The following is a 23,900-nucleotide window of genomic DNA, read 5'->3' on the forward strand; positions in this document are numbered from 1 at the left end:
GCTTTTCTTGTCTGATCAATGTCGCGTCTCGCCGCCGCCCTTGGCTTTGTTCTTTGCCTTGGCACTGCGCGAAAACATGTTGAGAGCTTCGACCAGGGCCGAGAAGGCCATGGCGGCGTAGATGTAGCCCTTCGGCACGTGGACGCCGAAACCCTCTGCGATCAGCGTCGCACCGATCATCAAAAGGAAGCCGAGTGCCAGCATGACGATGGTCGGGTTACGCTCGATGAAGTTGGCGAGCGGAGTGGCGGCCAGAAGCATGACGGTGACGGCCGCAACGACGGCGACGATCATGATCGGCAGGTGCGGGGTCATGCCGACCGCGGTGATGATACTGTCGATCGAGAAGACGAGGTCGAGGATCAGGATCTGCACGATCGCCGTGCTGAAGCTCATTTTCAGCACTTCCGCGCCGGCACCGACCATGTCCTCCTTATGATCGATGACATCGACGGAGTGGTGGATTTCCTTGGTCGCCTTGTAGACGAGGAAAAGACCACCGGCGATGAGGATCAGGTCCTTCCAGGAGAAGGCCTGACCGAACACTTCGAAAAGCGGGTTGGTCAGCTGGACGATCCAGGCGATCGTGCCGAGCAGGCCGAGGCGCATGATGAGTGCCAGACCGATACCGATCTTGCGTGCTCTCTCGCGATGCTCAGGCGGCAGCTTGTTGGTCAGGATGGAGATGAAGATCAGGTTGTCGATGCCAAGCACGACTTCCATGACCACAAGTGTGACGAGCGCTACCCAGGCCCCCGGGTCTGCTAACAGCGCTGCAATGTCCATCCATATCTCCTGTTTTCAATCAAAGGACGCAAATTCCCGCCCGATTTGGGGATTCGTGGTCTGAAAACAAGAGCAGGTTGAAGAATGGATGCGACAATTTTCCCCGCTCAGCAGGCTTTGGCGATCACGGATTTGTTATTCAGGCCGTAAGCTGACATGAATACATGGATTGCTCCGCGGATGACGCGGTCTATCTCCTGGCGCGATGGCGGATGTGGCATTGTTCCGAAAAGGCGAAACTTGAAGAAGCTGCCGCTGACGAGATCAAGGAACTGGCCAGCAGCGAGATCCAGATCGTCTGTCTGGAGAATGCCGGTAGCGACACCCTGTTCCAGGTAATCGTGCAGCACTGTCCTCAAATTCTGCGGGCCGCGGAAGAAGCGGGAACAGAGATCGGGCATCCGTTCGCGAACGCCCAGCACAGTGCGCATTGCCGTCACGACTTTTTCATCTGTCATGTGTTCGAGGAAGGTGACGCCGAATTCGTACAGACCCTTTTCGATATTCTCGCTCTTGGCGAGAACCATTCTCATCGCGCCGAGAAACGCTTCGCGCTCCATCTCGACCATGGCGACGAACAGGTCTTCCTTATTCTCGAAATAAACATAGATCGTTCCCTTGGAAACGCCTGCTTCGCGGGTGATATCGTTCATGCTTGCGGCATCGAAACCCATGCGCATGAAGACGCGTTTGGCTCCGTCGAGGATCTGCTCTCGCTTGACGGGATCTTCGCCCGCCGCGAAGCGTCCGGAAGCTTTGGCGGTGTCCTTAAGCGAGACCTTTTTTAACCCTTTCGGCGTCATTTCTTTCCGTTTCCAACTTTTTTCGAACCGATCGGTTCGATCTGGACTTGATATGTGGCAAAGAAGGCTTTATGTCAACGCTCCGAACTGATCGGTTCGATTGGTTTCAGCTTCCTTCAATGATGGTTAGACCTATGACGGCTTCTAAAAATGCCGGCGCGCTGCGCACAGTAACAAGTGATGACATCGACGTGAGCAAGGCGCCGGGGCAAGAAAACCCAACTTCTCCGACTGGAGAAGCAAGCCCCGCTGCACCGGCGCAGTCGCAGGCTCCTGCTCAGTCGAGCGAGGCACCGAAGAAAAAGAAGCGCGGCGTCGTGCTTCCAATCGTGGTGCTTGCGCTTCTGGCAGGCGGTGCGTGGTATGGTTACGAGTGGTGGACGACCGGCCGTTTCATGGTATCGACCGACGACGCCTACATCGAGGGTGATATCGCCACGATATCGCCCAAAGTCACGGCCTTCGTGGCCAAGGTGAATGTGGTCGCCAACCAGCAGGTCAAGGCTGGCGACGTTCTCGCCACGCTCGACAATGGTGACTATCAGAACGCGCTCGACCAGGCCAATGCGGCGATAGACACGGAAAAGCTGTCGCTGTCGCGCATCGATGCGCAGGTCGAGGGTGCCGAAGCAAGCCTTGCCCAGGCCCAGGCCTCCAAGGTCGCGCTTCAGGCCGCCGTCCGCGGCGCCGAGATCACCCAGAAGCGTCAGGCGGAACTTGCAACAAAATCGGTCGGCACCGCTGCCGATCTCGACAGCGCCAATGTGGCGCTCGATCAGGCCAAGGCCAACCTTGTGGGCGGCGATGCCTCCATCAAGTCGGCTCAGGCGAATATCACCATTCTGCAAGCGCAACGCAGTGAGGCCGAAAGCTCCGTCCGTACGCTTGAACTGCAGCGTGACAAGGCCGCCCGCGATCTTTCTTTCACGGTGCTGAAGGCGCCTTATGACGGTATCGTCGGCAACCGCTCGGTTCAGGAGGGCGATCTCGTTTCGCCCGGTCAGCGGCTGATGGCGCTGGTGCCGACCCGCCAGCTCTATATCGACGCCAACTTCAAGGAGACCCAGATCCAGCATCTGGAGCCGGGCTCCAAGGTGAAGGTGCATGTCGACGCCTATAGCGATGACCCGATTACCGGCACGGTGGAATCGATTGCGCCGGCTTCCGGTTCGGTCTTTTCGCTGCTGCCGCCGGAAAATGCGACCGGCAACTTCACCAAGATCATCCAGCGCGTTCCGGTGCGTATCGCCTTGCCGCAGGATGCGCTCGACACGGGCCGTCTGCGGGCGGGTCTGAGTGTCGTGGTCGATGTCGACACGCGCACGGCGCCGAAAAACTAACAGCCGCTAACCCGGCTCCTCGTCAAACTGGTCCCCTTTCGGGGCGGAGGTGGTCCCATGGCTGGGAGCGCAACGACAACTGCAGGATCGATGCCGGCAGACGAGCCAATGGACCGGAGAAAGCTGATTGCTTTCTTCGCCATGGTGCTCGGCATGTTCATGTCGATCCTCGATATCCAGATCGTCTCGGCCTCGCTGTCGGAAATCCAGGCCGGGCTTTCCGCCGGCTCGGACGAGATCGGCTGGGTGCAGACATCCTATCTGATCGCGGAAGTGATCATGATCCCGCTGTCGGGCACGCTCGCGCGGATCATCTCGACCCGTTATCTCTTTGCCGCTTCCGCTGCCGGATTCACGGTTGCCAGCGCGCTGTGTGCCACGGCGACGAATATCGATCAGATGATCGTCTACCGTGCCATCCAGGGCTTTATCGGCGGGGGCATGATCCCCTCGGTGTTCGCTGCTGCCTTCACGATATTCCCGCCGTCAAAACGCGCCATCGTCTCACCGATCATCGGGCTTATCGCGACGCTTGCGCCGACAATTGGCCCGACCGTCGGCGGTTATCTCTCGCATGCCTTTTCGTGGCACTGGCTGTTTCTCGTCAATATCGTTCCGGGCATCATCGTCACGGTCGTTGCATGGAACTTCATCAACTTCGACAAGCCGGAGCTTTCGCTATTCAAGAAGTTCGACTGGTGGGGACTTCTCTCGATGGGCGTGTTCCTCGGCGCTCTTGAATATGTGCTGGAAGAGGGCAATTCCAACGACTGGTTCAACGACCATCTGATCGTCATCGGCGCGATCGCATCGGTGGTTGGCGCTGTGGTGTTCTTCTACCGGGCTTTCACCGTCGATTTTCCAGTCGTGGACCTGACCGCCTTCGCCAACCGAAACTTTGCGCTCGGTTCGATCTTCTCCTTCGTGATGGGGATCGGGCTTTACGGACTGACTTATATCTATCCCGTCTATCTCAGCCGGGTGCGCGATTACGACAGCCTGATGATCGGCGAGACGATGTTCGTTTCGGGTCTGGCGATGTTCTTTACCGCGCCGATTGCCGGCAAGCTCTCGACGATCATGGATCTGAGGGCGATGATGGTGCTGGGCTTCGTCAGCTTCGGTGCCGGCACTTACATCATGACCGGCATCACCGTCGACTGGGATTTCTACGAGTTGTTCGTGCCGCAGATCCTGCGCGGTTTCGGGTTGATGATGTGCATGGTGCCGATCAACAATATCGCGCTCGGCACGCTGCCGCCCGCTCGTATCCGCGGGGCATCGGGCCTGTTCAACCTGACGCGTAACCTGGGCGGCGCAGTCGGTCTTGCGATCATCAGTACGCTGCTCTCCAACCGCCAGGACGTGCATTACGAGCGGCTGCGCGAGCATCTCGACTGGGGCAATCCGACCGCGCTCGACCAGTTGAACAACATGGCCTCCAATCTCAATGCGGCAGGGCTGGACGGGTCGATCGGTTCCATTCGGCAGATGGTCAATCTCGTTACGCAGCAGGCCGTGGTCATGTCCTTCAGCGACGTCTTCCTCATCCTGACAGTTCTGTTCGGGCTGATGGTGCTCGGTGTCGCGCTGATCGAAAAACCTTCGCCGCAGATCACAGGGCGGAGTGGCGGCGGCCACTGATCGTTCACAAGAATTTTCGGAAACCACCGCCGAAAGGGGCTGTCGCTGCAAAGTGATGGCCCCTTTTCTGTTGCGCGTCCTACCTGCGGCTATTTTCTGATTTACGTACCTCAAAAACTGGGCTAGGACGCTTCACGGAGGAATTCATGAAGCCCACCGTCCATGATATCGCGCGCAGCGCAGGCGTAAGCCTTGCGACGGTCGATCGCGTTCTCAACGGCCGGCCGGGGGTTCGCCACGTCACCCGCGAGCGAGTGGAAAAGGCGATCTCGAACCTCGGTTATGTACGCGACGTCGCGGCGGCAAACCTTGCCAAGGGACGGACCTATTCCTTCGTGTTCGTGATGCCGAGCAACGACAATTCCTTCATGATCGAAATCCGCGATGAAGTGCATGCCGCGATGTCGCGCTCCGGCGCAGAGCGTACGCAGATCCGTGTCGTGGACGTGCCGCCCTTCGATGCGCAGGCACTGGCGGATGCGCTTGACAGGATTGCGGCTGATAAACCGGACGGAGTTGCTTTCGTTGCCGTCGAAGGCGCCCAGGTGCATGCGGCGGTCGCGAGACTTAAAGAAACCGGTATCGCCGTCGTCACGCTGGTTTCGGATCTTCCCGGCTCGGAGCGGGATCATTTCGCCGGTATCGACAACAATGCGGCGGGGCGTACGGCTGCCAATCTGCTCGGGCGGTTTACCGGCGGGCGTGAAGGCAGGATTGCAGCGATTGCCGGCTCCATGCTGGTGCGCGACCATCGTGAGCGGCTGGAGGGTTTTCTTGCCGTGATGGGCGAGAGTTTTCCGCGGCTTTCCGTGCTTCCCGTCATGGAGGCGCGAGACGATCCGGCGCTTGCAGCGGAAGTCGTTTCGGCGGCCTTGGGTCACCATCCCGATATCATCGGGCTCTACAGTCTTGGTGCTGGCAATCGCGGCATCGTGCATGCGCTTCGCGAGGTTTCTGAGGGCGCGCGGCCCGTCGTTGTCGCGCATGAGCTGACCAGGACTACCCGTGCGGCACTCGCAGAGGGCCTTATCGACGCCTTACTCAATCAGGATGCTGGCCACGAAGTCCGCAGCGCGATCCGCGTGCTGAAGGGCAAGGTGGAGGGCCTGCCGGTGATCGCCGCGCAGGAACGTATCCGTATCGACATATTCCTGAAGGACAACATGCCCTAGAGGTGCGTCCCGAAAAATGTGAAGCGGTTTTCGGAAGAAGACTCACCTTAAACAAAAGACTGCTGCGAAGGCAGGAGGAAAGGAAAAAGCATGTATCTCGGTCTCGATCTCGGCACTTCCGGCGTCAAGGCGATGCTGATCGATGGCGATCAGGCGATCATCGGTTCCGCCAGTGGCGCGCTTGACGTGTCGCGTCCGCATTCCGGCTGGTCGGAACAGGACCCAGCGCACTGGATCCGCGCCTGCGAGGAGGCTATCGCCGGGCTGAAGGCAGCGCATCCGAAGGAGCTTTCGGCGGTGAAGGGCATCGGCCTGTCGGGCCAGATGCATGGCGCGACGCTGCTGGATGCGGACGACAAGGTTCTGCGTCCCTGCATCCTGTGGAACGACACGCGTTCCTTCCACGAGGCGGCGACACTCGATGCCGATCCGCGGTTTCGCCAGATCACCGGCAATATCGTGTTTCCGGGTTTCACCGCGCCGAAGCTTGTCTGGGTGAAGAACAACGAGCCGGATATCTTTGCCAAGGTCGCCAAGGTTCTGCTGCCGAAGGATTATCTGCGCCTGTGGCTGACGGGCGAGCATATTTCTGAAATGTCGGATTCGGCCGGGACGTCTTGGCTCGATACCGGTGCGCGTAAATGGTCGGCCGAGCTTCTCTCCGCGACGGATCTTTCCGAAGACCAGATGCCGTCGCTCGTAGAAGGCACCGACGAGGCCGGCAGGCTGCGTGGGGAACTGGCGGCCAAATGGGGTATTTCCGGTGATGTCGTGGTGGCCGGCGGGGCCGGCGACAATGCGGCGTCTGCCTGCGGCATGGGCGCGGTGAAGGAAGGCCAGGCCTTCGTTTCGCTCGGCACGTCCGGCGTGCTGTTTGCCGCCAACGGGTCCTATCTGCCGAAGCCGGAAAGCGCCGTTCATGCCTTCTGCCACGCGCTGCCCAACACATGGCACCAGATGGGGGTTATCCTGTCTGCGGCGGACGCGATCAACTGGCATGCCAAGGTGATGGGCAAGTCTGCCGCCGACCTTTCCGGCGAACTCGGCGAGACCCTCAAGGCGCCGACCGGCGTCACCTTCCTTCCCTATCTGTCCGGCGAGCGCACGCCGCATAATGATGCGGTGATCCGTGGTGCCTTTATCGGGCTGGAGCATGAATCGAGCCGCGTGGTGCTGACCCAGGCGGTGCTGGAGGGCGTGACCTTCGCGATCCGGGATTCGTTCGAGGCGCTGAAATCGGCGGGCACGTCGATCAGCCGCGTGACGGCGATCGGCGGCGGTTCTCGCTCGCATTACTGGCTGTCGTCGATTGCGACCTCGCTTGGCGTTCCGGTCGATATCCCGGCCGATGGTGATTTCGGTGCCGCCTTCGGTGCCGCCCGTCTCGGGTTGATTGCGGCGACAGGTGCCGATCCGGTTGCCGTCTGCTCGGCACCGACGACGGAACAGACGATCGATCCGGTCATTGGTCTTACCGAAGCTTACGAGATCGCCTATCGGCGTTACCGGGCCGCCTATCCGGCGATCCGGGCTATTGCCGGCTGAAGATCTTATGGAGGGGAGGTCGCTCCCCTCCCATTTCCTGCGACCGGTCAATCTGCGCCGGGTAGCGGCAATTTTCCACCTTGATATGAGGTACGTACCTCATACCTGACTTGTTATCCGTTCAACGCGTTTTCCATGGAGGAGACTTAAGATGAGCACTGGTTTTTTCGGTGATATTTCCAAGATCAAATACGAGGGACCGGACAGCACCAATCCGCTGGCCTACCGGTTCTACAATCCCGATGAGATCGTTGCGGGCAAGCGGATGGAAGACCATTTGCGCTTTGCCGTTGCATACTGGCATTCGTTTGCCTGGGAGGGCGGCGATCCGTTCGGCGGTCGCACTTTCGACCGGCCATGGTACGGCGACGAGATGGCCAAGGCCAAGCTGAAGGCGGATGTCGCCTTCGAAATGTTCTCGCTGCTCGGCGCGCCGTTCTACTGCTTCCACGATGCCGACGTGCGGCCGGAAGGCAAGACGTTTGCCGAGAATACCAAGAACCTCAACGAAATCGTCGATTACTTTGCGAGCAAGCAGGAAGAGACCGGCGTCAAGCTGCTTTGGGGCACGGCGAACCTGTTTTCCAACCGCCGCTTCATGTCGGGTGCCTCGACCAATCCGGACCCGGATGTGTTTGCCTATTCGGCAGCGACGATCAAGACCTGCATGGACGCCACGATGAAGCTCGGCGGCGACAATTACGTGCTGTGGGGCGGCCGCGAAGGCTATGAGACGCTGCTCAATACCGATCTTTCGCGCGAATTCGACCAGATGGCGCGGATGCTGCATCTCGTCGTCGAATACAAATACAAGATCGGCTTCAAGGGCCAGATCCTGGTCGAGCCGAAGCCGCAGGAACCGACCAAGCACCAGTATGATTACGACGTCGCGACCGTCTATGGCTTCCTGAAAAAGTATGGCCTCGAAAACGAGGTGAAGATGAATATCGAACAGGGCCATGCGATCCTTGCCGGCCATACGTTCGAGCATGAGCTGGCACTTGCCAATGCCCATGGCATCTTTGGTTCGATCGACATGAACCGCAACGATTACCAGTCGGGCTGGGATACGGACCAGTTCCCCAACAACGTGCCGGAAATGGCGCTCGCCTATTATCAGGTTCTGCTGGCAGGCGGGTTTACCACCGGCGGCACCAATTTCGACAGCAAGCTGCGCCGCCAGTCGATCGATCCGGCCGACCTGTTGATCGGCCATATCGGCGGTATGGACTGCTGCGCCCGCGGCCTCAAGGCTGCGGCGAAGATGGTGGAGGACGGCGCACTGTCGAAGCCGCTTTCCGAGCGTTATGCCAAGTGGGACAGCCCGGAGGCACAGAAGATGCTGCGCGGCGAATTGAAGCTCGACGAAATCGCCGCCAAGGTGGAGCGCGAGAACATCAATCCGGACCCGAAGTCCGGCCGCCAGGAATATCTGGAAAACGTCGTCAATCGCTACGTTTAATAACTGACCGTCTGCCGGAAGAAATCTCCGGCATACGGTTCCTATTCAGGGAATAAGCCGGTCGGCGCGCAGGCGTTCGAACAGCGTATAAAAGGCATCGTCGGTCGGCTGGTAGTCTAGGAAACCGAGGCGGCGGCTTTTCGACATGTCGGTGACGACTTCGATCGGCCGACCGAGATCGGCGTCAGTATGCCAGGGGGAGGCAAGCCGGTTGATATCGGGCTCGATGAGACCGTGGCTGTCGGCGATCTCGCGCCAGATTGCCGCGTCGTCGGCCATCTGCTTTTCCAGCGGCTGGACGGTCCCATCGAAGGGCGCGGCTTCGATGCCGAACCATTCGGCGATACGGCTCCACATCCATTTCCAGCGGAAGACATCGCCATTGACCACGTTGAAGCCCTGATTGGCGGCAGCAGGCGTGGTGGATGCCCAGAGAAGATGCCGGCCGAGCAAGGTTGCATCGGTCATGTCGGTCAAGCCGTTCCACTGCATGTCGACGCCGGGAAAGCGGAACGGGCGGCCGGTCCGCTTGCAGATCGAGGCGTAGACGGCGAGCGTCGTTCCCATGTTCATGGCATTACCCACCGCCTTGCCGACGATCGTGTGGGGGCGGTGGATGCTCCAGGTGAAGCCGTCGCGGGCGGCGGCGGAAAACACCTCGTCCTCCTGGGCGTAGTAGAAATTGTCGATGTCGAGACGGCCCTGTTCCTCGCGGAAGGGTGTTTGCGGCAGGACGCCTTTTCCATAGGCTTCGAACGGTCCGAGATAATGTTTGAGGCCGGTCACCAGTGCCACATGTTCCACCGAACCTGCCGGCGACAGGGCGTCGAGCAAGTTGCGTACCATGGCGGAGTTGACGCGGATGTTTTCCGCTTCCGTCGGCTGCCGCAGCCAGCTCGATATGAAGACATGCGAGGGGGCGATGCCGGAAAGTGCTGCCTTGAGCGAGGCCGGATCGAGAAGATCGGCGGCAACCGGCGTGACATTGCCCTGTGGCTGCGGATTGCGGGCAAGGCCCCATATCTGCCAGCCGTCCTGGTTGAGAACGTCTGCCGCGGCGCTGCCGACTATGCCGCTTGCGCCGACGATCAATGCTTTTTTGGTCATGGATGCTCCTGTCGTTCTGCCGCTGATCTAGTCTTTTTGCGACAGGCGTGCCAGAAGGCACCCGAACGGGACATAGGTACCCTAGGGTTCCCACTCGATTATATAGGCCAGGGAGACAGGTGATGCAGGTGGGTTCGCCCGATCACGAATGGCGCGAGGATTGCGCGCCGCGCCGGGTGCTGGAAATCTTTTCCAGCAAATGGACAAGCATGATCCTGCATGTGCTGGAGACGCGGCTTGAAGGATGCGCGCGCACCGGCGTGCTGCAGCGCAGCCTGCCGGGAATTTCCAAGAAGATGCTGACCCAGACGCTGCGCGACATGGAAGCGGCTGGACTGGTGACACGCCGGGTGTACGGCACGGTGCCACCGGCCGTCGATTATACGCTCACACCACTCGGGCGGCGTTTCGTCGAACCGATCGATCTGCTTTACGGCTGGGCGCGCGACAATGCCGATGCACTGGATGCGCTGGTGGTGAAGAACCGAAGCTAGAGAATTTCCGCCGTTCTCCGAAACGCGAAAATTCTCTAGCTCGTTGGTTTAACGCAATTCCGGACGCAAAACCGCGCGACTGTTTCGCTGGAATTGCTCTGAGCGGTGATGGGCCGCCCCGTTGCCGAGGCGACCCGCAATCGTCAGGCGGCTTTCTTGCCTGCAATGCCTTCGAGTTCGGCCAGTGCATCGGCCGGCAGTTTCAGTTCGCCGGCTGCAAGGTTTTCGTTCAGATGCCCGACCGAAGAGGTGCCGGGGATCAGCAGGATGTTGGGCGAGCGCTGAAGCAGCCAGGCGAGGGCCACCTGCATCGGCGTGGCGTTGAGGCGTGCAGCGACGTCCGACAGGGTCGAAGACTGCAGCGGCGAGAAACCGCCGAGCGGGAAGAAAGGCACATAGGCGGTGCCTTCTTTGGCCAGCTGGTCGATCAGCGCATCATCTTCGCGATGCGCGAGATTGTACTGGTTCTGGACGCAAACGATCTCCGTGATCTTGCGTGCCTCGGCGATCTGGGTGGCGGTGACGTTAGAGATGCCGATATGGCGGATGAGGCCCTGGCGCTGCAGATCGGCCAAGACCGTTACCTGTTCCTCGATCGATCCTTCCGCCGGGCCATGGAGGCCGTGCATCGAGCGGAAGTTGACGATGTCGATGACGTCGAGGCCGAGATTGCGCAGGTTGTCGTGGACGGCAGCAATCAGCTCGTCCTTCGACATGGCCGGCATCCATTCGGCATTGGGACCGCGTTTTGCCGAGACCTTGGTGACGATGGTGAGATCGCCCGGATAGGGATGCAGCGCCTCGCGGATGATCTGGTTGGTCACATGCGGGCCGTAGAAATCGCTGGTGTCGATATGATCGATGCCGGCCTCGATGGCGGCGCGAAGCACGGCGACGGCAGCGGCGCGATCTTTCGGCGGGCCGAAGACGCCGGGGCCGGCAAGCTGCATGGCGCCATAACCGATACGCTTCACCGTATGGCTGCCCATCTTGAACGTGCCGGATTTTGCAAGGTCGATTGTGCTGGTGCTGGACATGAGGATGCTCCTTTTCATGATCGACAGTGAGATGGAGATAGCGGCGTAGTCCAGGCTTTGGTAGTCCATACAATGCGTATAGTCTGTCCGCTCAAACGGACAATCTCTGAGGTGGACCTCATGGCGGTGGAAATCAGCGATCTTCAGGCCTTTCTCGTGGTGGCGCGGGCGGGCGGATTTCGCGAAGGGGCGCGGGCAAGCGGCGGCAGTGCGTCGGGCCTGAGCGATGCGGTGCGGCGGCTGGAAGCGCAGCTCGGCGTTCGGCTCTTCAACCGCACGACCCGCAGCGTGGCGACCACCGAGGCAGGGCAGGGTCTGTTCGACAGGCTGGCGCCGGCGCTTTCGGAAATGGAGGCGGCGCTCGATGTGGTCAACGGGTTTCGCGAACGGCCGGCGGGGGTGCTGAAGCTCAATGTGCCGGTCAGTGCGGCGCGGCTGGTTCTGCCGTCTATCGTGCCGCGGTTTCTCGCCGCCTATCCCGATATTCGGCTGGAACTGATGATCGAGGACAGTTTCGTCGATGTGATCGCGGCCGGCTGCGATGCCGGCATCCGTTATGACGACCGCTTGGCGCAGGATATGATAGCGGTGCCGATCGGCCCGCGCACCCAGCGTTTTGCAGCGGTTGCCTCGAAGGATTATCTCGACCGGCGTGGCCGGCCGGCGCACCCGCGCGATCTCATGCAGCATGCCTGTATCCGCAACCGCTTCGCCAGTGGATCGATGCCGGACTGGGAGTTCGAACGGGACGGGGAGACGGTGCTGATCGACCCGCCGGCGGCGCTGATCGTGCAGACGGGCGGCGGCGTTGATCTCGCCGTCGATTGTGCAAAGGCCGGTGCCGGCATCGTGACGCTGTTCGAGGATTGGTTGCGGCCACATATTGACAGCGGAGCGCTTGAGCCTGTTCTCGAGGACTGGTGGCCGGAATTTTCGGGACCGTTCCTTTATTATCCTGGTCGCCGGCTCGTGCCGGCACCGCTCAGAGCCTTCGTCGATTTCATCAAGACCAAATAGGTAAAGCGGCCGTGCAGCTTCAGCGCCAATGTTTGCCAGCTCGCGGGACGGATGGCATTGCTGGGGAAAGCCACTGAAGCCAACTCGCCCAGAGTGACTCTTTCGCCCGGATAGGCGGGTTGTCGCGAATAAATGCAAAAAGCCTCGCATCCGCTGCCGCGCTTACCGGCAATCCCGGTCAGCGCGGCATGTCGATTGTATCGATCGACATCCAAGCCGATCATCGCAAACATGATCCAGACGCAGTCGGAAAAATCGATCTTCACGGCCAAGAGGATACGAATTCGCGCCTGTCGTTGCCGTCTATTGCTGGCCGATTGTCGCGATGATATCCAACAATGGGAGGGATATTTGGGGGCGTTTTGATGATTTCTTTAGCCGACAAAGATAGCTCGAAATCAAACAATTTCGGATCCATCCGACTGGCTCTAGCCAGTTTGGTAATTCTTTCGCATTCGCCTGTGCTTATTGATGGAAACAGCTCGCGTGAAATCCTCATCAATATATTCGGTACGATTTCATTTGGAGAACTCGCTGTAGACGGCTTCTTCATCGTCAGCGGGTTTCTGATTGCCAAAAGTTTCTGTGACAGTTCTTTATCAGAATACTTCGTCAAACGGATCGTCCGCATATATCCGGGCTTTCTCGTCTGCTTCGCTTTATGCGCGTTTATCCTTGCACCCGTTGTTGTGGGCGCTACGGCGCTGATGCCAGCGACAGTGATTGCCGGCTTCGCAGAGGCCGTCAGGTTGCGTCCCCCTCTCGCAGCGGGTGGGTTCGCCAATATTGCCTATCCCGATATGAACGGTTCCCTGTGGACGATCGCCTATGAGTTCAGGTGCTACGTCATAGCGGCTGTTTGCGGACTTCTTGGTCTCTATCGTTCTCGAGGGAAATGGATCTTCCTAGCAATAACAGCCATTCTGTTGGCCCTGAATACATCCGGGCTCGCTGCCGGGATCAACCTTCCAATACCTACGATCATTGGTGAGTTTGGAAAAGCAACAAGGCTCACTGGATTGTTTTTTTCAGGAACGTGCTTCTTCCTCTTCCGTGATCACGTGCCGTTTCCCAAATGGGGGGGAATATTATCTTTTGCCTTTCTGATAGCCGGGCTTTCCTTGCCGCCGCTGGCCGAACTTGCCGTCGCCACCTTCGGGGCTTACCTGATCTTTTGGATCGCCTACGCAATTCCGGTCGGGCAGCTTGAAGCATTCACGCGTAAACAGGATCTATCCTACGGTATATATCTATATGCCTGGCCAATTCAGAATTCCTTTATCTATTGGTTCGGTATTCAAAATCACCTGCTGCTATCGGCAATCACGCTCGTGATTGCGGCTGCGATGGCGTCCCTAAGCTGGAGGTTTGTTGAAAAGCCGGCGCAGGATGCGATGAGAAGCTTCAGGTCTTCTGGTCCAAGAAAGACGTTGAGAGATGTAGCCTGAGGCCGGTTGCTCTTTATGGCCCAGAGGCAAAATAACCTTAGTGCGGCTTCTTATTTTAGGGGGGCCGCCCTGATGCCCGATGGTTTGGAACAGCCATCGATTTCTCCGCGAACAGTTTTCCATTCTTGCGGCCCCTAATATGACGCGCAACTTCCGCGTTCAACTTTTCATAACGTAGAGTTGAAGTGGGGGTTGGAGGGTGTTTTGACATGGCGCATTATTGGGGCCGTTGCCTGTCGGCTAGAACTGTCCGGCAAACAAAGGAGATCTTCATGTCAGTTCGTGCACCGCAATTCTTCGGTTCGCCGTCGCTTCAGAGTGGATTGAGCGCCCTGGAATACGAGATTGCCGAGGAGCGTGCGAGCGCACTGGGGCGAAACGGGCGACAGGTGGAAGCCAGCCTTGAAAAGCTTCGGAAATGGGATGCCGATCATGCCGGCAAGGTTGAGGCAAAGCGTCTGGATCTCGTGCAGGAGGCTGCCGAGGCCGTCTGGGGGCTTTTTGTCCAACGGGAATTATGCGGTTTGAGCAATGGTCCCGATGTGGCGAAGGATTATCAGATTCCCGGCGAGGTGATGGCCAAGGTCGGTACTTTCAGACGTTCCGAGTAATGACGCAGAGTTGACGCTCAAATCTGCTTTACGTACCTCAGAATCTTAGATAGCCTGAAATTACAGGGAGGATTTCAGGTGCACCACATCGCTTGCGAGGAGGCAGGCGTTGGGGGCGTGTCGCATGTCGACCGTTTCACGACGCTCGTGAATTTGAGGCCGGGTGGATGATCGCATCCCCCGCACCCAGAGAGGTATCCGTCACTCTGTCGCTGCTTGATGCCAGCGGCCTGTCCAAGACGTTCGGGATCATCGAAGTTCTCAAGGATATCTCGCTCAGCGTTCGCGCCGGAGAGGTCCATGCGATCATCGGTGAGAACGGGGCCGGCAAATCGACGTTGATGAAAATCCTGGCCGGCAACCATCAGCCGACGCGTGGCGAGCTGAAGATCGACGGACAGCAGGTCAGCTTTTCCGGGCCGGTGGATGCGGAAAAGCACGGTATCGTGCTGGTTCATCAGGAAATATTGCTGGCGCCGGACCTTACCGTTGCGCAGAATATCTATCTCGGTCGCGAGCTGGGTAACGGTATTGCGGTCGATGATCGCGCCATGAACGAAGGCGCTGCGAAGGCGATCCATGATCTCGGGGCCGATATCGATCCGAATGCCATCGTTTCGCGCCTTTCCATCGCGCAGAGACAGCTGGTGCAAATCGCTCGCGTGCTGCTGGTGCCGCACCGGATCGTCATTTTCGATGAGCCGACCGCCTCGCTGACGCCACACGAGACCGAGGCTTTGCTGAAGGTCATCACCGACATTCGCGCCAAGGGTGTCGGCGTGCTCTACATCTCGCACCGCCTGCCGGAGGTGAAGGAGATTGCCGACCGCGTGACGGTGCTGCGCGACGGCCGCCTCGTCGCCTCGCATGACACGTCGGAACTCGAGCCTGCCGACATGGCGCGGCTGATGGTCGGCCGCGATGTTGCAAAGCTTTATCCCGACCGGCATGCCGCGGAAGTGCGGGAGCCGGTATTGCAGGTCACCGGGTTCGACGTTCCGGGTTATGCGCGTGACGCGGCCTTCACGCTCAACAAGGGCGAGATCCTCGGTTTTGCCGGACTGATCGGTGCCGGTCGCACCGAGCTGATGGAGGGGTTGGTGGGCCTGAGGCCTGCCAAGGGAACTGTGAGTTTCCGGGGCAAGCCGGTTGCTTTCACCGACGTGCATTCGAGCCTCAAAGCCGGTGTCGCCTATCTTTCCGAAGACCGGAAGGGCAAGGGCCTGCTGCTGACCAAGGATCTGCAGGTCAACCTGACGCTCGCCTCGCTTGGCAAGTTCATTCGCGGCCTGCAGATCGACCGCAGAAAAGAAAGCGATGCCCTCGACAAGGCGATCCGCGATTTCGACATTCGGACGGGGACAAAAACCATCCTTGCCGGCCAGCTTTCCGGCGGCAACCAGCAGAAGCTCCTGCTTGCCAAGATGATGATGCTCGATCCGCAGGTCGTCATCATCGACGAGCCGACACGCGGCATCGATATCGGCAACAAGGAACAGATTTACAAATTCATTGCGGCTCTGGCGCAAGAGGGGCGTTCGATCATCGTCGTTTCCTCCGAAATGCCGGAGCTGATCGGCATCTGCGACCGCATTCTGGTGATGCGCGGCGGCCGGATCGTGGGCGAGGTTCAGGGAGAACACATGACCGAAAACGAGATCGTCCAGCTGGCGACGGGCGTGAATGTCGGCTCAGGAGAGGCGGCATGAGCGTTGTTGCGAGCGATACGGCCAAGGCGCCGAAGACCTCCAAGGACTGGGACATGGCTGCGATTGCGCCTTTCGTGGCGCTCGCCCTGCTGCTGGTGCTCGGCTATTTCGCCAATCCGAATTTCGTCTCGGTCGCCAACCTCACCAACGTCATTACCCGCAGCGCCTTCATCGCCATCATCGCACTTGGTGCGACCTATGTGATCTCGTCCGGCGGGCTCGATCTTTCCGTCGGGGCGATGGTTGCCTTCGTGGCGAGCCTGATGATCCTGTTCATGAATACCGGCGCGATCGCGGATCCGATGCTGATGCTGATCGCCGCCATGCTGGTGGCGCTGGCGCTGGGGGCCGCCTGCGGGCTGGCGAACGGGCTGATCACCACCGTCGGCAAGATCGAACCCTTCATCGCCACGCTCGGCACAATGGGTATCTATCGCGGCCTGACGACCTGGCTTTCACAGGGTGGTTCGATCACGGTGCGGGACCGCGGGCTGCAGCAGCTTTACCGCCCGGTCTATTTCGGCGACGTTTTCGGCGTGCCGATCCCGATCATCGTCATTTTCGCCACCGCAGCACTTGCCGCCTTCGTGCTCTATCGCACCCGTTATGGCCGGCATCTGATCGCCGTTGGTTCGAACGAGGAGGTGGCGCGATATTCGGGCATATCGGTTCAGAAGGTACGCACCATTGCCTATATCGTGCAGGGGCTTTGCGTCGCGGTTGCTGTAATCATCTACGTGCCGCGCCTCGGCTCGACATCGGCGACGACGGGCATCCTGTGGGAGCTGCAGGCGATCACGGCGGTCGTGGTCGGCGGCACGGCGCTGAGGGGCGGTGTCGGGCGGATCTGGGGCACGGTCTGCGGCGCCTTCATTCTGGAGATTGTCGGCAATATCATGCTGCTTTCCAACTTCGTCAGCGAATATCTGATCGGTGCAATCCAGGGTGCGATCATCATCATCGCCATGCTGGTTCAGCGCTCGCTGATGCGGAAATAAGGGGGCAGAACAGCAAGCGCAGACTTGGAAATAGGCCGGGCCATCTGGGGCGGGTTCGGTCAGGAGGAGACGACCCCTTGAACCTTGGGAGAGAGAACATGCTTAGAAGAACTTTTGGACTGGCCGCCGCCGGTCTTGCGGCCTCGGTCGCGATGACCCCGAGCCTTGGCTTTGCGCAGGAAGGGAAAAAGGTCACCATCGGCGTTTCCATCCCCGCCGCCGACCACGGATGGACGGCTGGCGTGGTGTTCCATGCCGAACGCGTCGCCAAGCTGCTGATGGCCGAACACAAGGGCCTCAACGTCATCGTCAAGACCTCTGCCGATCCGGCAAGCCAGGCGAATGCCGTGCAGGATCTTGCGGTACAGGGCATCGATGCACTGGTCATCCTGCCAACCGATCCCGATCAGCTCGTGTCGGCCATCCAGCAGGTGAAGGACGACGGCAAGTTCGTGGCGCTGGTCGACCGTGCGCCTTCCGTCAACGACAACACGATCCGCGATCTCTATGTCGCGGGCAACAACCCGGCGCTCGGTGAGGTTGCCGGCCAATACATCGCCAAGACGACGCCGGACGCCGAAGTCGTGATCATCCGCGGCCTGCCGATCCCGATCGACCAGCAGCGTCAGGACGGTTTCGACAAGGGGATTGCGGGTTCCAAGGTGAAGGTTCTCGACCGCCAGTATGGCAACTGGAGCCGCGACGACGCGTTTCGCGTGATGCAGGATTATCTCACGAAATATCCGAAGATCGACGTGGTCTGGTGCCAGGACGACGACATGGCCGTCGGCGTGCTGGAAGCCATCCAGCAGGCCAAGCGCACCGACATTCAGTATGTCGTCGGCGGGGCCGGTTCGAAAGACATGATCAAGCGCGTCATGGATGGCGAAAAAAGCACGCCGGTCGACGTGCTCTATCCACCGGCCATGGTGGCAACCGCGATGCAGCTGACGGCCGGCAATTTCTATGACCAGGTTCCGGTCAGCGGCAATTATATTCTCGACGCGACGCTGGTGACCAAGGACAACGCGAAGAACTTCTACTTCCCGGACTCGCCGTTCTAAGAAACGCTTATCGCAAGCGGTGGCGCCAGAGTATTGGCGCCGCCAACCACAATCTCGTTCCTGTGCTTGCCACAGGAATCCAGTGCGGCAAGTCCTTGGGGCGGGATAGTCCTTTCATGGCGCGGACGCGCCATGGCCGGCTTCCTGTGACAAGCACAGGAATGAGGGGTGGGGCCTGCTCCCCAACGCCAATTTCTAATGGAGGTATTTTTCATGAAGACGATCAAGGGCCCTGGCATCTTTCTCGGCCAGTTTGCAGGCGACGCGGCGCCGTTCGATAGCTGGGACGGGATCACCAAATGGGCAGCGGACAAGGGGTATATCGGCGTGCAGGTTCCGACCTGGGCGGGCCAGCTGATCGACCTGAAAAAGGCCGCCACGTCCAAGGATTATTGCGACGAGCTGGCCGGTGTGGCGCGCCAGAACGGCGTCGAGATCACCGAACTCTCCACCCATCTTCAGGGCCAGCTTGTGGCCGTGCATCCAGCCTATGACGAAGTGTTCGACGGATTTGCCGCACCGGAAGTGCGCGGCAATCCGAAGGCTCGGCAGGAATGGGCGGTCGAGCAGGTCAAGATGGGCATTTCCGCGTCACGCCATCTCGGTATCAAGGCGCATGCGACCTTTTCCGGGGCGCTGGTCTGGCCGTATCTCTATCCGTTCCCGCAACGGCCGGCCGGGCTGGTGGAGACCGCTTTCGACGAACTCGCGAGGCGCTGGACGCCGATCCTCGACCATGCCGAAGAGAACGGAGTCGATGTCTGCTACGAGATCCATCCGAGCGAAGACCTGCATGATGGCGTCACTTTCGAGATGTTCCTGGAACGGGTGAAGAACCATCCGCGTGCCAACATGCTCTACGATCCGTCGCATTACGTGCTGCAATGCCTCGACTATCTCGACAATATCGACATCTACAAGGACCGGATCAAGATGTTCCACGTCAAGGACGCGGAATTCAATCCGACAGGCCGGCAGGGCGTTTATGGCGGTTTCCAGAGCTGGGTGAACCGTGCCGGACGTTTCCGATCGCCGGGTGACGGACAGGTGGATTTCGGGTCGATCTTCTCCAAGATGGCGGCCAACGATTTTGACGGCTGGGCCGTGGTCGAGTGGGAATGCGCGCTGAAACATCCAGAAGACGGGGCACGAGAAGGCGCGGAGTTCGTCAAGGCGCATATCATCCGCGTCACCGAACACGCCTTCGACGACTTCGCCGCCGGCGGCACCGACGAGGCGGCCAACCGCCGGATGCTGGGGCTCTGATAGGCAAAAGTGGCTGCCCCTCACCCTAACCCTCTCCCCGTAAACGGGGAGAGGGACGTGCCCTGCGCTTACATCGATAGACGCGGAAACGGTGCGGTAAATCCCTTCTCCCAGCTTGCGTGGAGAAGGTGGCGGTAGCCGGATGAGGGGCTGCTTTAGCCAGCACATTCAAGGAGATTTTTCATGGCAATCCAAAGTAAAAAGGAAGACCTGCGCGAGCCGCGTATCCGGCTCGGCATGGTGGGCGGTGGTGCGGGCGCGTTTATCGGTGCGGTGCATCGCATGGCGGCGCGGCTGGATGATCAGTTCGAGCTTGTTGCGGGCGCCTTGTCGTCTACGCCGGAAAAGGCGCAGGCGTCCGGGCGGGAGCTGGGGCTCGATGCTGCGCGCACCTATGGTTCCTATAAGGATATGGCGATCCGCGAGGCTCGGCTGAAGGATGGCATCGAGGCAGTGTCGATCGTCACGCCGAACCATGTGCATTACGAGGCGGCGCGGGAATTTTTGAAACGCGGCATCCATGTGATCTGCGACAAACCACTGACTTCCAATCTGGCCGACGCGAAAAAGTTGAAGAAACTCGCTGACGAAAGCGATGCGCTGTTTATCCTGACGCATAATTACACCGGTTACCCGATGGTGCGGCAGGCACGCGAGATGATCGCAAATGGCGATCTCGGCAAGCTGCGGGTGGTGCAGGTGGAATATGCGCAGGACTGGCTGACCGAGGCGGCCGAGCAGACCGGCGCGAAGCAGGCCGTGTGGCGCACCGACCCGACCCAGTCGGGTGCGGGCGGTTCGACGGGGGATATCGGCACGCATGCCTATAACCTCGCCTCCTTCGTCACAGGGCTGACGCTCGAAAGCCTTGCGGCTGATCTCGACAGTTTCGTGCCGGGCCGCAGGCTGGATGACAATGCGCATGTGATGCTGCGTTTTGCAGATGGTGCGAAAGGGATGCTGTGGTGCAGCCAGGTGGCGCCGGGCAACGAGAACGGGCTGAAGCTGCGCGTCTATGGTGAAAAGGGCGGGCTCGAATGGGCGCAGGAGAATCCGAACTATCTCTGGTTCACGCCGTTCGGTGAGCAGAAGCGGTTGATCACCCGCAACGGTGCCGGTGCGGGGTCGGCGGCAGGGCGCGTTTCGCGCATTCCGTCCGGTCACCCGGAAGGGTATCTGGAAGCTTTTGCGACGATCTATACGGAGGCCTCGCGTGCGATCCATGCCCATAAGAAGGATGTCGCAGTGGACAAGGCGGTGATCTATCCGACAGTTGATGACGGAGTGAAGGGGGTCGCCTTTGTCGAGGCCTGCGTGGCGTCCTCGAAGAGGAACGGGGCCTGGGTCAAACTCTGATAGGCGAACAGCCCGGAGAGATGCGTCTCCGGGCTGTTCGGATCACGAAGCCGCGATGGCGGCTTACTTGCTCTTCATCTTGGCATCGACGCTGACCGGGCCGGGGCCGGCTGCGAAGATGTAGAGGAAGATGAAGCAGAACAGGATGGAGGCGACGCCGCCGTTCTGGGCCGGATAGAAACCGCGCGGGAAATGACCGATGAAATAGGCGCATGCCATCAGGCCCGAGAGGACGAAGGCGGCATAACGGGTCTTGAAGCCGATGAGCACGCAGAAGCCGAGCACCAGTTCCAGCATGCCGGCAACCCAGGACAAGGAGCCGACCGGCGGTACGCTTTGGGCGGCGGGGAAATGCAGGATCTTCTGGGTGCCGTAGCTGAACAATACTAGGGCTGATACGGCGCGCAAAAGACCGAGGAAGTAAGGCTGGGAGCGGTCGATGTTCTGGAGCATAGGCGTTTCCGTTGGAAAATGAGGGGAATGCCTCATCCTTCGGCCGATGCTGCGGCGCAACACAACTCAGTTGAAATCTGCGTGATCCATGTCGTTTGTCGCCTGTTAGGCTGATGTCAACGGAACATCGAACCCAGCCGCAGGACCAGCTTACGGTCGAACAGATTTGGCTTGTCGTACATCCAGGTGAGCGCTTCCGCCGTGGACCATGCTTTTTTATAGGAGCGCACACTGGTCAATGCGTCGAAGACGTCAAAGACCGTGCAGATGCGCACCGCGGTGTTGATCTGCTCCGCCTTCAGGCCAAGCGGATAACCGCTGCCGTCAAGCGCTTCATGATGCAGGCGGCAGACATCTAGGATGAGATTGGAGACACCACCGAGTTTCTTCATATGGCGGTAGCCGATCTCCGGATGACTGCGGATCATCCGCATTTCTGTGGCATTCAGCTTGCCCGGCTTGTTGAGAATGGCATTCGGGATAAGTAACTTCCCTAAATCATGAAGAATGCCCGCGCGGCCGATCTCATCGACGAGATCTTCATCGAATTCCAGCAATACCGCCATCTGCGCCATCAGTCCCGCAACGGAAATGGAGTGGAGATAGGTTCCCTTGTCCTTGGTCTTCAGGCGCGTGACCTGCATGAACAGGTCGGGTGCTGCCTCGACCGCGCGTCGTGCCGATGCAGCCGATTGTGCGATCTGCTCCATATCGAGCTTGCCGGACACCATGCCTGCCAGACCCTGGCGCATCGTTATTATGGCATCATCAAGCGCCTCGTCGGTCTCGGTCGGTGATGACTTGTCAACGGAAGCGAGTTTCGCGTAGCGAGGCGGCGCCCGTTGAAGAAGAGCGGTCACATCGATGCGGCTTTTTTGCCGGCTGACGAGGATATCGACGGCGGAAGAATGCAGTATCGCCCTGAGATCCTCTTCGGAATCGAGCATGAACCTTCGCCGGGAGAATTCACTGCTCGGGCATTCGACCGATTCTATAAAAAGGCCGGTCTGGACAAGATTTTTCGGTAGACGAAGTATCACGCCACTCAATCCTCGAATTGAGAGGATATTTGACGCTAATGATAATGAATAAATCACCTAAACGGGTGATTGCCTTTTTTTATTTTTTCGAATGCTGAATGTTTTGGATACATCCGCCCCATAGGGCGGGTCTGTCATGCGCTGCCAAGGTTCGAATCGTTTCGGTCTTGCCAAGGCCGGGTAAAGTGGCCCCGCCGCGAGTAGCGAGCGGGGCCAGTTTTCTTAGTGCTGAGCCAGGTCGCGGACAGCCTTGACGTCGGCTGCCGAAACAGCGGGCGCCTTGTTGGTCCAGCCTTCGCGCAGGAATGTGGCGAGTGCTGCGACTTCTTCGTCGGACAGTCGCTTGTCGTAACCCTGCATGCGCAGCTTCATCGGACGATCTGCCGTGCTCGGCAGTTCGGCACCGTGGAGGATGACGCTGATCAGGCCTTTCGAAGACTTGGCGGTGACAAGCGAGTTGCCGTCGAGTTCCGGGAAGGTTTCGCCCGCACCCTTGCCGCTGACGATATGGCACGCGGCGCAGTTGTCGAGATAGAGGCGGGGGCCTAGCGGCATATCCGCCTTGGCATCCGTCAGCATCTTTTCCGTTTCGGTGACGACCGGGGTTGCCAGTGCAGCCGAAGCGTTGCCTGCGGGCGCAGTGCCGATCTTCTTGAGGTAGGTGGCGATTGCCAGATTATCCTCACGCGTCAGGTACTGGGTGCTGTCACGCACGACCAGCATCATTTCGCCGGTTGCCGCGGAATGGGCATTGCGGGCCGTCGCCAGATAGGCTGCGGTCTGCTCTGTGGTCCATTTCTGCGGGCCGCTTGCCGGACCACGGAGGTCAGGGGCGGTATAACCGTCGATCTCGCCACCGGTCAGGAAGGCCTTCGACGTCTCGTCGATACCGTCCTGCGCCATGAACAGGTTGCGCGGGCTGTGGCAGGCGGCACAGTGGCCGGCGCCTTCGACGAGATACTTGCCGCGGTTGAACTGTTCGTCCTGGCCTGTCGTCGGCTTGAAGCCGGCTTCGTAACTGGCGGCGAGCCAGTTCCAGGCGCGCAGACCAAACCGCATGTTGAACGGGAAGCCCAGCCTGGTCTCCTCGACCTTGTTGGAGACCGGTTCAACCTGATGCATGAAATAGTCGTAGAGGGCGACGATGTCCTCTTCCGACAGCTTGCGGTAATTCTCATACGGCATGGCCGGATAGAGATGCGTACCGTTCGGGGTCACGCCATCGTAAAGGGCGGCACGGAAATCATCGAGCGACCAGTTGCCGATGCCGGTTTCCTTGTCAGGCGTGATGTTGGTGGTCCAGATCGTGCCCATCGGGCTCTGGATCGCACGGCCGCCCGCGAAAGGCTTGCCGCCCTCGTTGGTGTGGCAGGCCAGACAGTCGCCGGCGCGCATGACATATTCACCCTGGCCTGTCGCCGGCTTGAAGTCGCTAGCAAGCTGAGTGACCGGGCCGGTGCGCTGTACCGGCACGAAGATGAAGGCGAGAAGGGCGACGATGCCCAGAACGACGAGTGTGCCGAGAACACGGACGAGTTTTTTCATCGT

22 protein-coding genes are annotated in these 23,900 nt (G+C 59.6%); 14 read left to right on the forward strand and 8 right to left on the reverse strand.

Annotated elements, in window-relative coordinates:
* Positions 1-15 precede the first annotated feature (15 nt).
* Together FHP24_RS14820 and FHP24_RS14825 are read right to left on the reverse strand one after the other, a co-directional pair.
* On the reverse strand, positions 16-786 hold the full coding sequence (locus tag FHP24_RS14820; protein ID WP_139677012.1) for a TerC family protein: 771 nt from the start codon (positions 784-786) through the stop codon (positions 16-18).
* Positions 787-893: 107 nt separating this feature from the next.
* Positions 894-1,589 (reverse strand): TetR/AcrR family transcriptional regulator, encoded by a 696-nt coding sequence (locus tag FHP24_RS14825; RefSeq protein ID WP_139677013.1) that lies wholly within the window; start codon positions 1,587-1,589, stop codon positions 894-896.
* 134 nt (positions 1,590-1,723) lie between these two features.
* Here FHP24_RS14825 and FHP24_RS14830 point away from each other — a divergent pair, with 134 nt between their 5' ends.
* The 5 genes from FHP24_RS14830 to xylA all read left to right on the forward strand — a co-directional run bounded on the left by FHP24_RS14830 (position 1,724) and on the right by xylA (position 8,752).
* Positions 1,724-2,929: an HlyD family secretion protein gene (locus FHP24_RS14830; RefSeq protein ID WP_139677014.1), complete on the forward strand. Its 1,206-nt coding sequence runs from the start codon at positions 1,724-1,726 to the stop codon at positions 2,927-2,929.
* Positions 2,930-2,986: 57 nt separating this feature from the next.
* Positions 2,987-4,573 (forward strand): DHA2 family efflux MFS transporter permease subunit, encoded by a 1,587-nt coding sequence (locus tag FHP24_RS14835; RefSeq protein WP_139677015.1) that lies wholly within the window; start codon positions 2,987-2,989, stop codon positions 4,571-4,573.
* Between the two features lie 146 nt (positions 4,574-4,719).
* On the forward strand, positions 4,720-5,745 hold the full coding sequence (locus tag FHP24_RS14840) for a LacI family DNA-binding transcriptional regulator (protein WP_139677016.1): 1,026 nt from the start codon (positions 4,720-4,722) through the stop codon (positions 5,743-5,745).
* Positions 5,746-5,835: 90 nt separating this feature from the next.
* Positions 5,836-7,290, forward strand: a complete 1,455-nt coding sequence (gene xylB, locus FHP24_RS14845; protein WP_139677017.1) for a xylulokinase — start codon at positions 5,836-5,838, stop codon at positions 7,288-7,290.
* A gap of 151 nt (positions 7,291-7,441) precedes the next feature.
* Entirely contained in the window at positions 7,442-8,752 is a 1,311-nt protein-coding gene (gene xylA, locus FHP24_RS14850; protein WP_139677018.1) for a xylose isomerase, read from the forward strand.
* Positions 8,753-8,797: 45 nt separating this feature from the next.
* Here xylA and FHP24_RS14855 read toward each other — a convergent pair whose 3' ends face one another.
* Positions 8,798-9,859, reverse strand: coding sequence for an SDR family oxidoreductase (locus FHP24_RS14855; protein ID WP_139677019.1), 1,062 nt, complete (start codon positions 9,857-9,859; stop codon positions 8,798-8,800).
* 122 nt (positions 9,860-9,981) lie between these two features.
* Between FHP24_RS14855 and FHP24_RS14860 the strand changes: the two genes are divergently transcribed.
* Positions 9,982-10,353 carry a winged helix-turn-helix transcriptional regulator gene (locus FHP24_RS14860; RefSeq protein WP_139677020.1) on the forward strand — a complete coding sequence of 124 codons (372 nt, stop codon included), beginning with the start codon at positions 9,982-9,984 and terminating at the stop codon, positions 10,351-10,353.
* A 143-nt stretch (positions 10,354-10,496) separates the two neighbouring features.
* Here the strand turns inward: FHP24_RS14860 and FHP24_RS14865 are convergent, their stop codons facing one another.
* Positions 10,497-11,390, reverse strand: coding sequence for an aldo/keto reductase family oxidoreductase (locus FHP24_RS14865; protein ID WP_139677021.1), 894 nt, complete (start codon positions 11,388-11,390; stop codon positions 10,497-10,499).
* A 120-nt stretch (positions 11,391-11,510) separates the two neighbouring features.
* Between FHP24_RS14865 and FHP24_RS14870 the strand changes: the two genes are divergently transcribed.
* Positions 11,511-12,407, forward strand: a complete 897-nt coding sequence (locus FHP24_RS14870; RefSeq protein WP_139677022.1) for a LysR family transcriptional regulator — start codon at positions 11,511-11,513, stop codon at positions 12,405-12,407.
* Here the strand turns inward: FHP24_RS14870 and FHP24_RS14875 are convergent.
* Positions 12,341-12,679, reverse strand: a complete 339-nt coding sequence (locus FHP24_RS14875; protein ID WP_139677023.1) for a hypothetical protein — start codon at positions 12,677-12,679, stop codon at positions 12,341-12,343. The two genes, FHP24_RS14870 and FHP24_RS14875, sit on opposite strands and share 67 nt — an antisense overlap.
* Before the next feature lie 93 nt (positions 12,680-12,772).
* Here FHP24_RS14875 and FHP24_RS14880 point away from each other — a divergent pair, with 93 nt between their 5' ends.
* The 7 genes from FHP24_RS14880 to FHP24_RS14910 all read left to right on the forward strand — a co-directional run bounded on the left by FHP24_RS14880 (position 12,773) and on the right by FHP24_RS14910 (position 20,859).
* Positions 12,773-13,855, forward strand: coding sequence for an acyltransferase family protein (locus tag FHP24_RS14880; RefSeq protein WP_180356012.1), 1,083 nt, complete (start codon positions 12,773-12,775; stop codon positions 13,853-13,855).
* Positions 13,856-14,127: 272 nt separating this feature from the next.
* A complete protein-coding gene (locus tag FHP24_RS14885) occupies positions 14,128-14,466 on the forward strand; it encodes a DUF6665 family protein (RefSeq protein ID WP_139677025.1) in 339 nt (112 codons plus the stop codon).
* Between the two features lie 167 nt (positions 14,467-14,633).
* Complete coding sequence (locus tag FHP24_RS14890) at positions 14,634-16,175, forward strand: sugar ABC transporter ATP-binding protein (RefSeq protein WP_139677026.1); 1,542 nt, start codon at positions 14,634-14,636, stop codon at positions 16,173-16,175.
* Entirely contained in the window at positions 16,172-17,173 is a 1,002-nt protein-coding gene (locus FHP24_RS14895; protein ID WP_139677027.1) for an ABC transporter permease, read from the forward strand. Before FHP24_RS14890 ends, FHP24_RS14895 begins: the two co-directional genes overlap by 4 nt.
* 98 nt (positions 17,174-17,271) lie before the next feature.
* Complete coding sequence (locus FHP24_RS14900) at positions 17,272-18,237, forward strand: substrate-binding domain-containing protein (protein WP_139677028.1); 966 nt, start codon at positions 17,272-17,274, stop codon at positions 18,235-18,237.
* 213 nt (positions 18,238-18,450) lie between these two features.
* Positions 18,451-19,503, forward strand: a complete 1,053-nt coding sequence (locus FHP24_RS14905) for a sugar phosphate isomerase/epimerase family protein (protein ID WP_139677029.1) — start codon at positions 18,451-18,453, stop codon at positions 19,501-19,503.
* A gap of 183 nt (positions 19,504-19,686) precedes the next feature.
* The gene (locus FHP24_RS14910; RefSeq protein ID WP_139677030.1) at positions 19,687-20,859 is read left to right on the forward strand and encodes a Gfo/Idh/MocA family protein; all 1,173 of its coding nucleotides are present in this window, start codon (positions 19,687-19,689) and stop codon (positions 20,857-20,859) included.
* A 63-nt stretch (positions 20,860-20,922) separates the two neighbouring features.
* On the opposite strand, the gene FHP24_RS14915 is transcribed toward FHP24_RS14910, so the two are convergent.
* The 3 genes from FHP24_RS14915 to FHP24_RS14925 all read right to left on the reverse strand — a co-directional run bounded on the left by FHP24_RS14915 (position 20,923) and on the right by FHP24_RS14925 (position 23,897).
* Positions 20,923-21,312 (reverse strand): DoxX family protein, encoded by a 390-nt coding sequence (locus FHP24_RS14915; protein WP_139677031.1) that lies wholly within the window; start codon positions 21,310-21,312, stop codon positions 20,923-20,925.
* 116 nt (positions 21,313-21,428) lie between these two features.
* Entirely contained in the window at positions 21,429-22,409 is a 981-nt protein-coding gene (locus FHP24_RS14920; RefSeq protein ID WP_394344628.1) for an HD-GYP domain-containing protein, read from the reverse strand.
* A gap of 165 nt (positions 22,410-22,574) precedes the next feature.
* Positions 22,575-23,897, reverse strand: coding sequence for a c-type cytochrome (locus FHP24_RS14925; protein WP_139677033.1), 1,323 nt, complete (start codon positions 23,895-23,897; stop codon positions 22,575-22,577).
* Positions 23,898-23,900: the final 3 nt, after the last annotated feature.

It is taken from the genome of Aliirhizobium smilacinae (genome assembly GCF_006335145.1).
Taxonomy (GTDB): Bacteria; Pseudomonadota; Alphaproteobacteria; order Rhizobiales; family Rhizobiaceae; genus Neorhizobium; species Neorhizobium smilacinae.

Bases quoted from the DNA above. Each gene is read 5' to 3' on its own strand.
- FHP24_RS14900 (WP_139677028.1), top strand. From the start codon at position 17,272: ATGCTTAGAAGAACTTTTGGACTGGCCGCCGCCGGTCTTGCGGCCTCG.
- FHP24_RS14870 (WP_139677022.1), top strand. From the start codon at position 11,511: ATGGCGGTGGAAATCAGCGATCTTCAGGCCTTTCTCGTGGTGGCGCGG.
- FHP24_RS14885 (WP_139677025.1), top strand. From the start codon at position 14,128: ATGTCAGTTCGTGCACCGCAATTCTTCGGTTCGCCGTCGCTTCAGAGT.
- xylA (WP_139677018.1), top strand. From the start codon at position 7,442: ATGAGCACTGGTTTTTTCGGTGATATTTCCAAGATCAAATACGAGGGA.
- FHP24_RS14825 (WP_139677013.1), bottom strand. From the start codon at position 1,589: ATGACGCCGAAAGGGTTAAAAAAGGTCTCGCTTAAGGACACCGCCAAA.
- FHP24_RS14895 (WP_139677027.1), top strand. From the start codon at position 16,172: ATGAGCGTTGTTGCGAGCGATACGGCCAAGGCGCCGAAGACCTCCAAG.
- FHP24_RS14830 (WP_139677014.1), top strand. From the start codon at position 1,724: ATGACGGCTTCTAAAAATGCCGGCGCGCTGCGCACAGTAACAAGTGAT.
- FHP24_RS14820 (WP_139677012.1), bottom strand. From the start codon at position 786: ATGGACATTGCAGCGCTGTTAGCAGACCCGGGGGCCTGGGTAGCGCTC.
- xylB (WP_139677017.1), top strand. From the start codon at position 5,836: ATGTATCTCGGTCTCGATCTCGGCACTTCCGGCGTCAAGGCGATGCTG.
- FHP24_RS14915 (WP_139677031.1), bottom strand. From the start codon at position 21,312: ATGCTCCAGAACATCGACCGCTCCCAGCCTTACTTCCTCGGTCTTTTG.
- FHP24_RS14880 (WP_180356012.1), top strand. From the start codon at position 12,773: ATGATTTCTTTAGCCGACAAAGATAGCTCGAAATCAAACAATTTCGGA.
- FHP24_RS14905 (WP_139677029.1), top strand. From the start codon at position 18,451: ATGAAGACGATCAAGGGCCCTGGCATCTTTCTCGGCCAGTTTGCAGGC.
- FHP24_RS14835 (WP_139677015.1), top strand. From the start codon at position 2,987: ATGGCTGGGAGCGCAACGACAACTGCAGGATCGATGCCGGCAGACGAG.
- FHP24_RS14890 (WP_139677026.1), top strand. From the start codon at position 14,634: ATGATCGCATCCCCCGCACCCAGAGAGGTATCCGTCACTCTGTCGCTG.
- FHP24_RS14910 (WP_139677030.1), top strand. From the start codon at position 19,687: ATGGCAATCCAAAGTAAAAAGGAAGACCTGCGCGAGCCGCGTATCCGG.
- FHP24_RS14925 (WP_139677033.1), bottom strand. From the start codon at position 23,897: ATGAAAAAACTCGTCCGTGTTCTCGGCACACTCGTCGTTCTGGGCATC.
- FHP24_RS14865 (WP_139677021.1), bottom strand. From the start codon at position 11,390: ATGTCCAGCACCAGCACAATCGACCTTGCAAAATCCGGCACGTTCAAG.
- FHP24_RS14855 (WP_139677019.1), bottom strand. From the start codon at position 9,859: ATGACCAAAAAAGCATTGATCGTCGGCGCAAGCGGCATAGTCGGCAGC.
- FHP24_RS14840 (WP_139677016.1), top strand. From the start codon at position 4,720: ATGAAGCCCACCGTCCATGATATCGCGCGCAGCGCAGGCGTAAGCCTT.
- FHP24_RS14860 (WP_139677020.1), top strand. From the start codon at position 9,982: ATGCAGGTGGGTTCGCCCGATCACGAATGGCGCGAGGATTGCGCGCCG.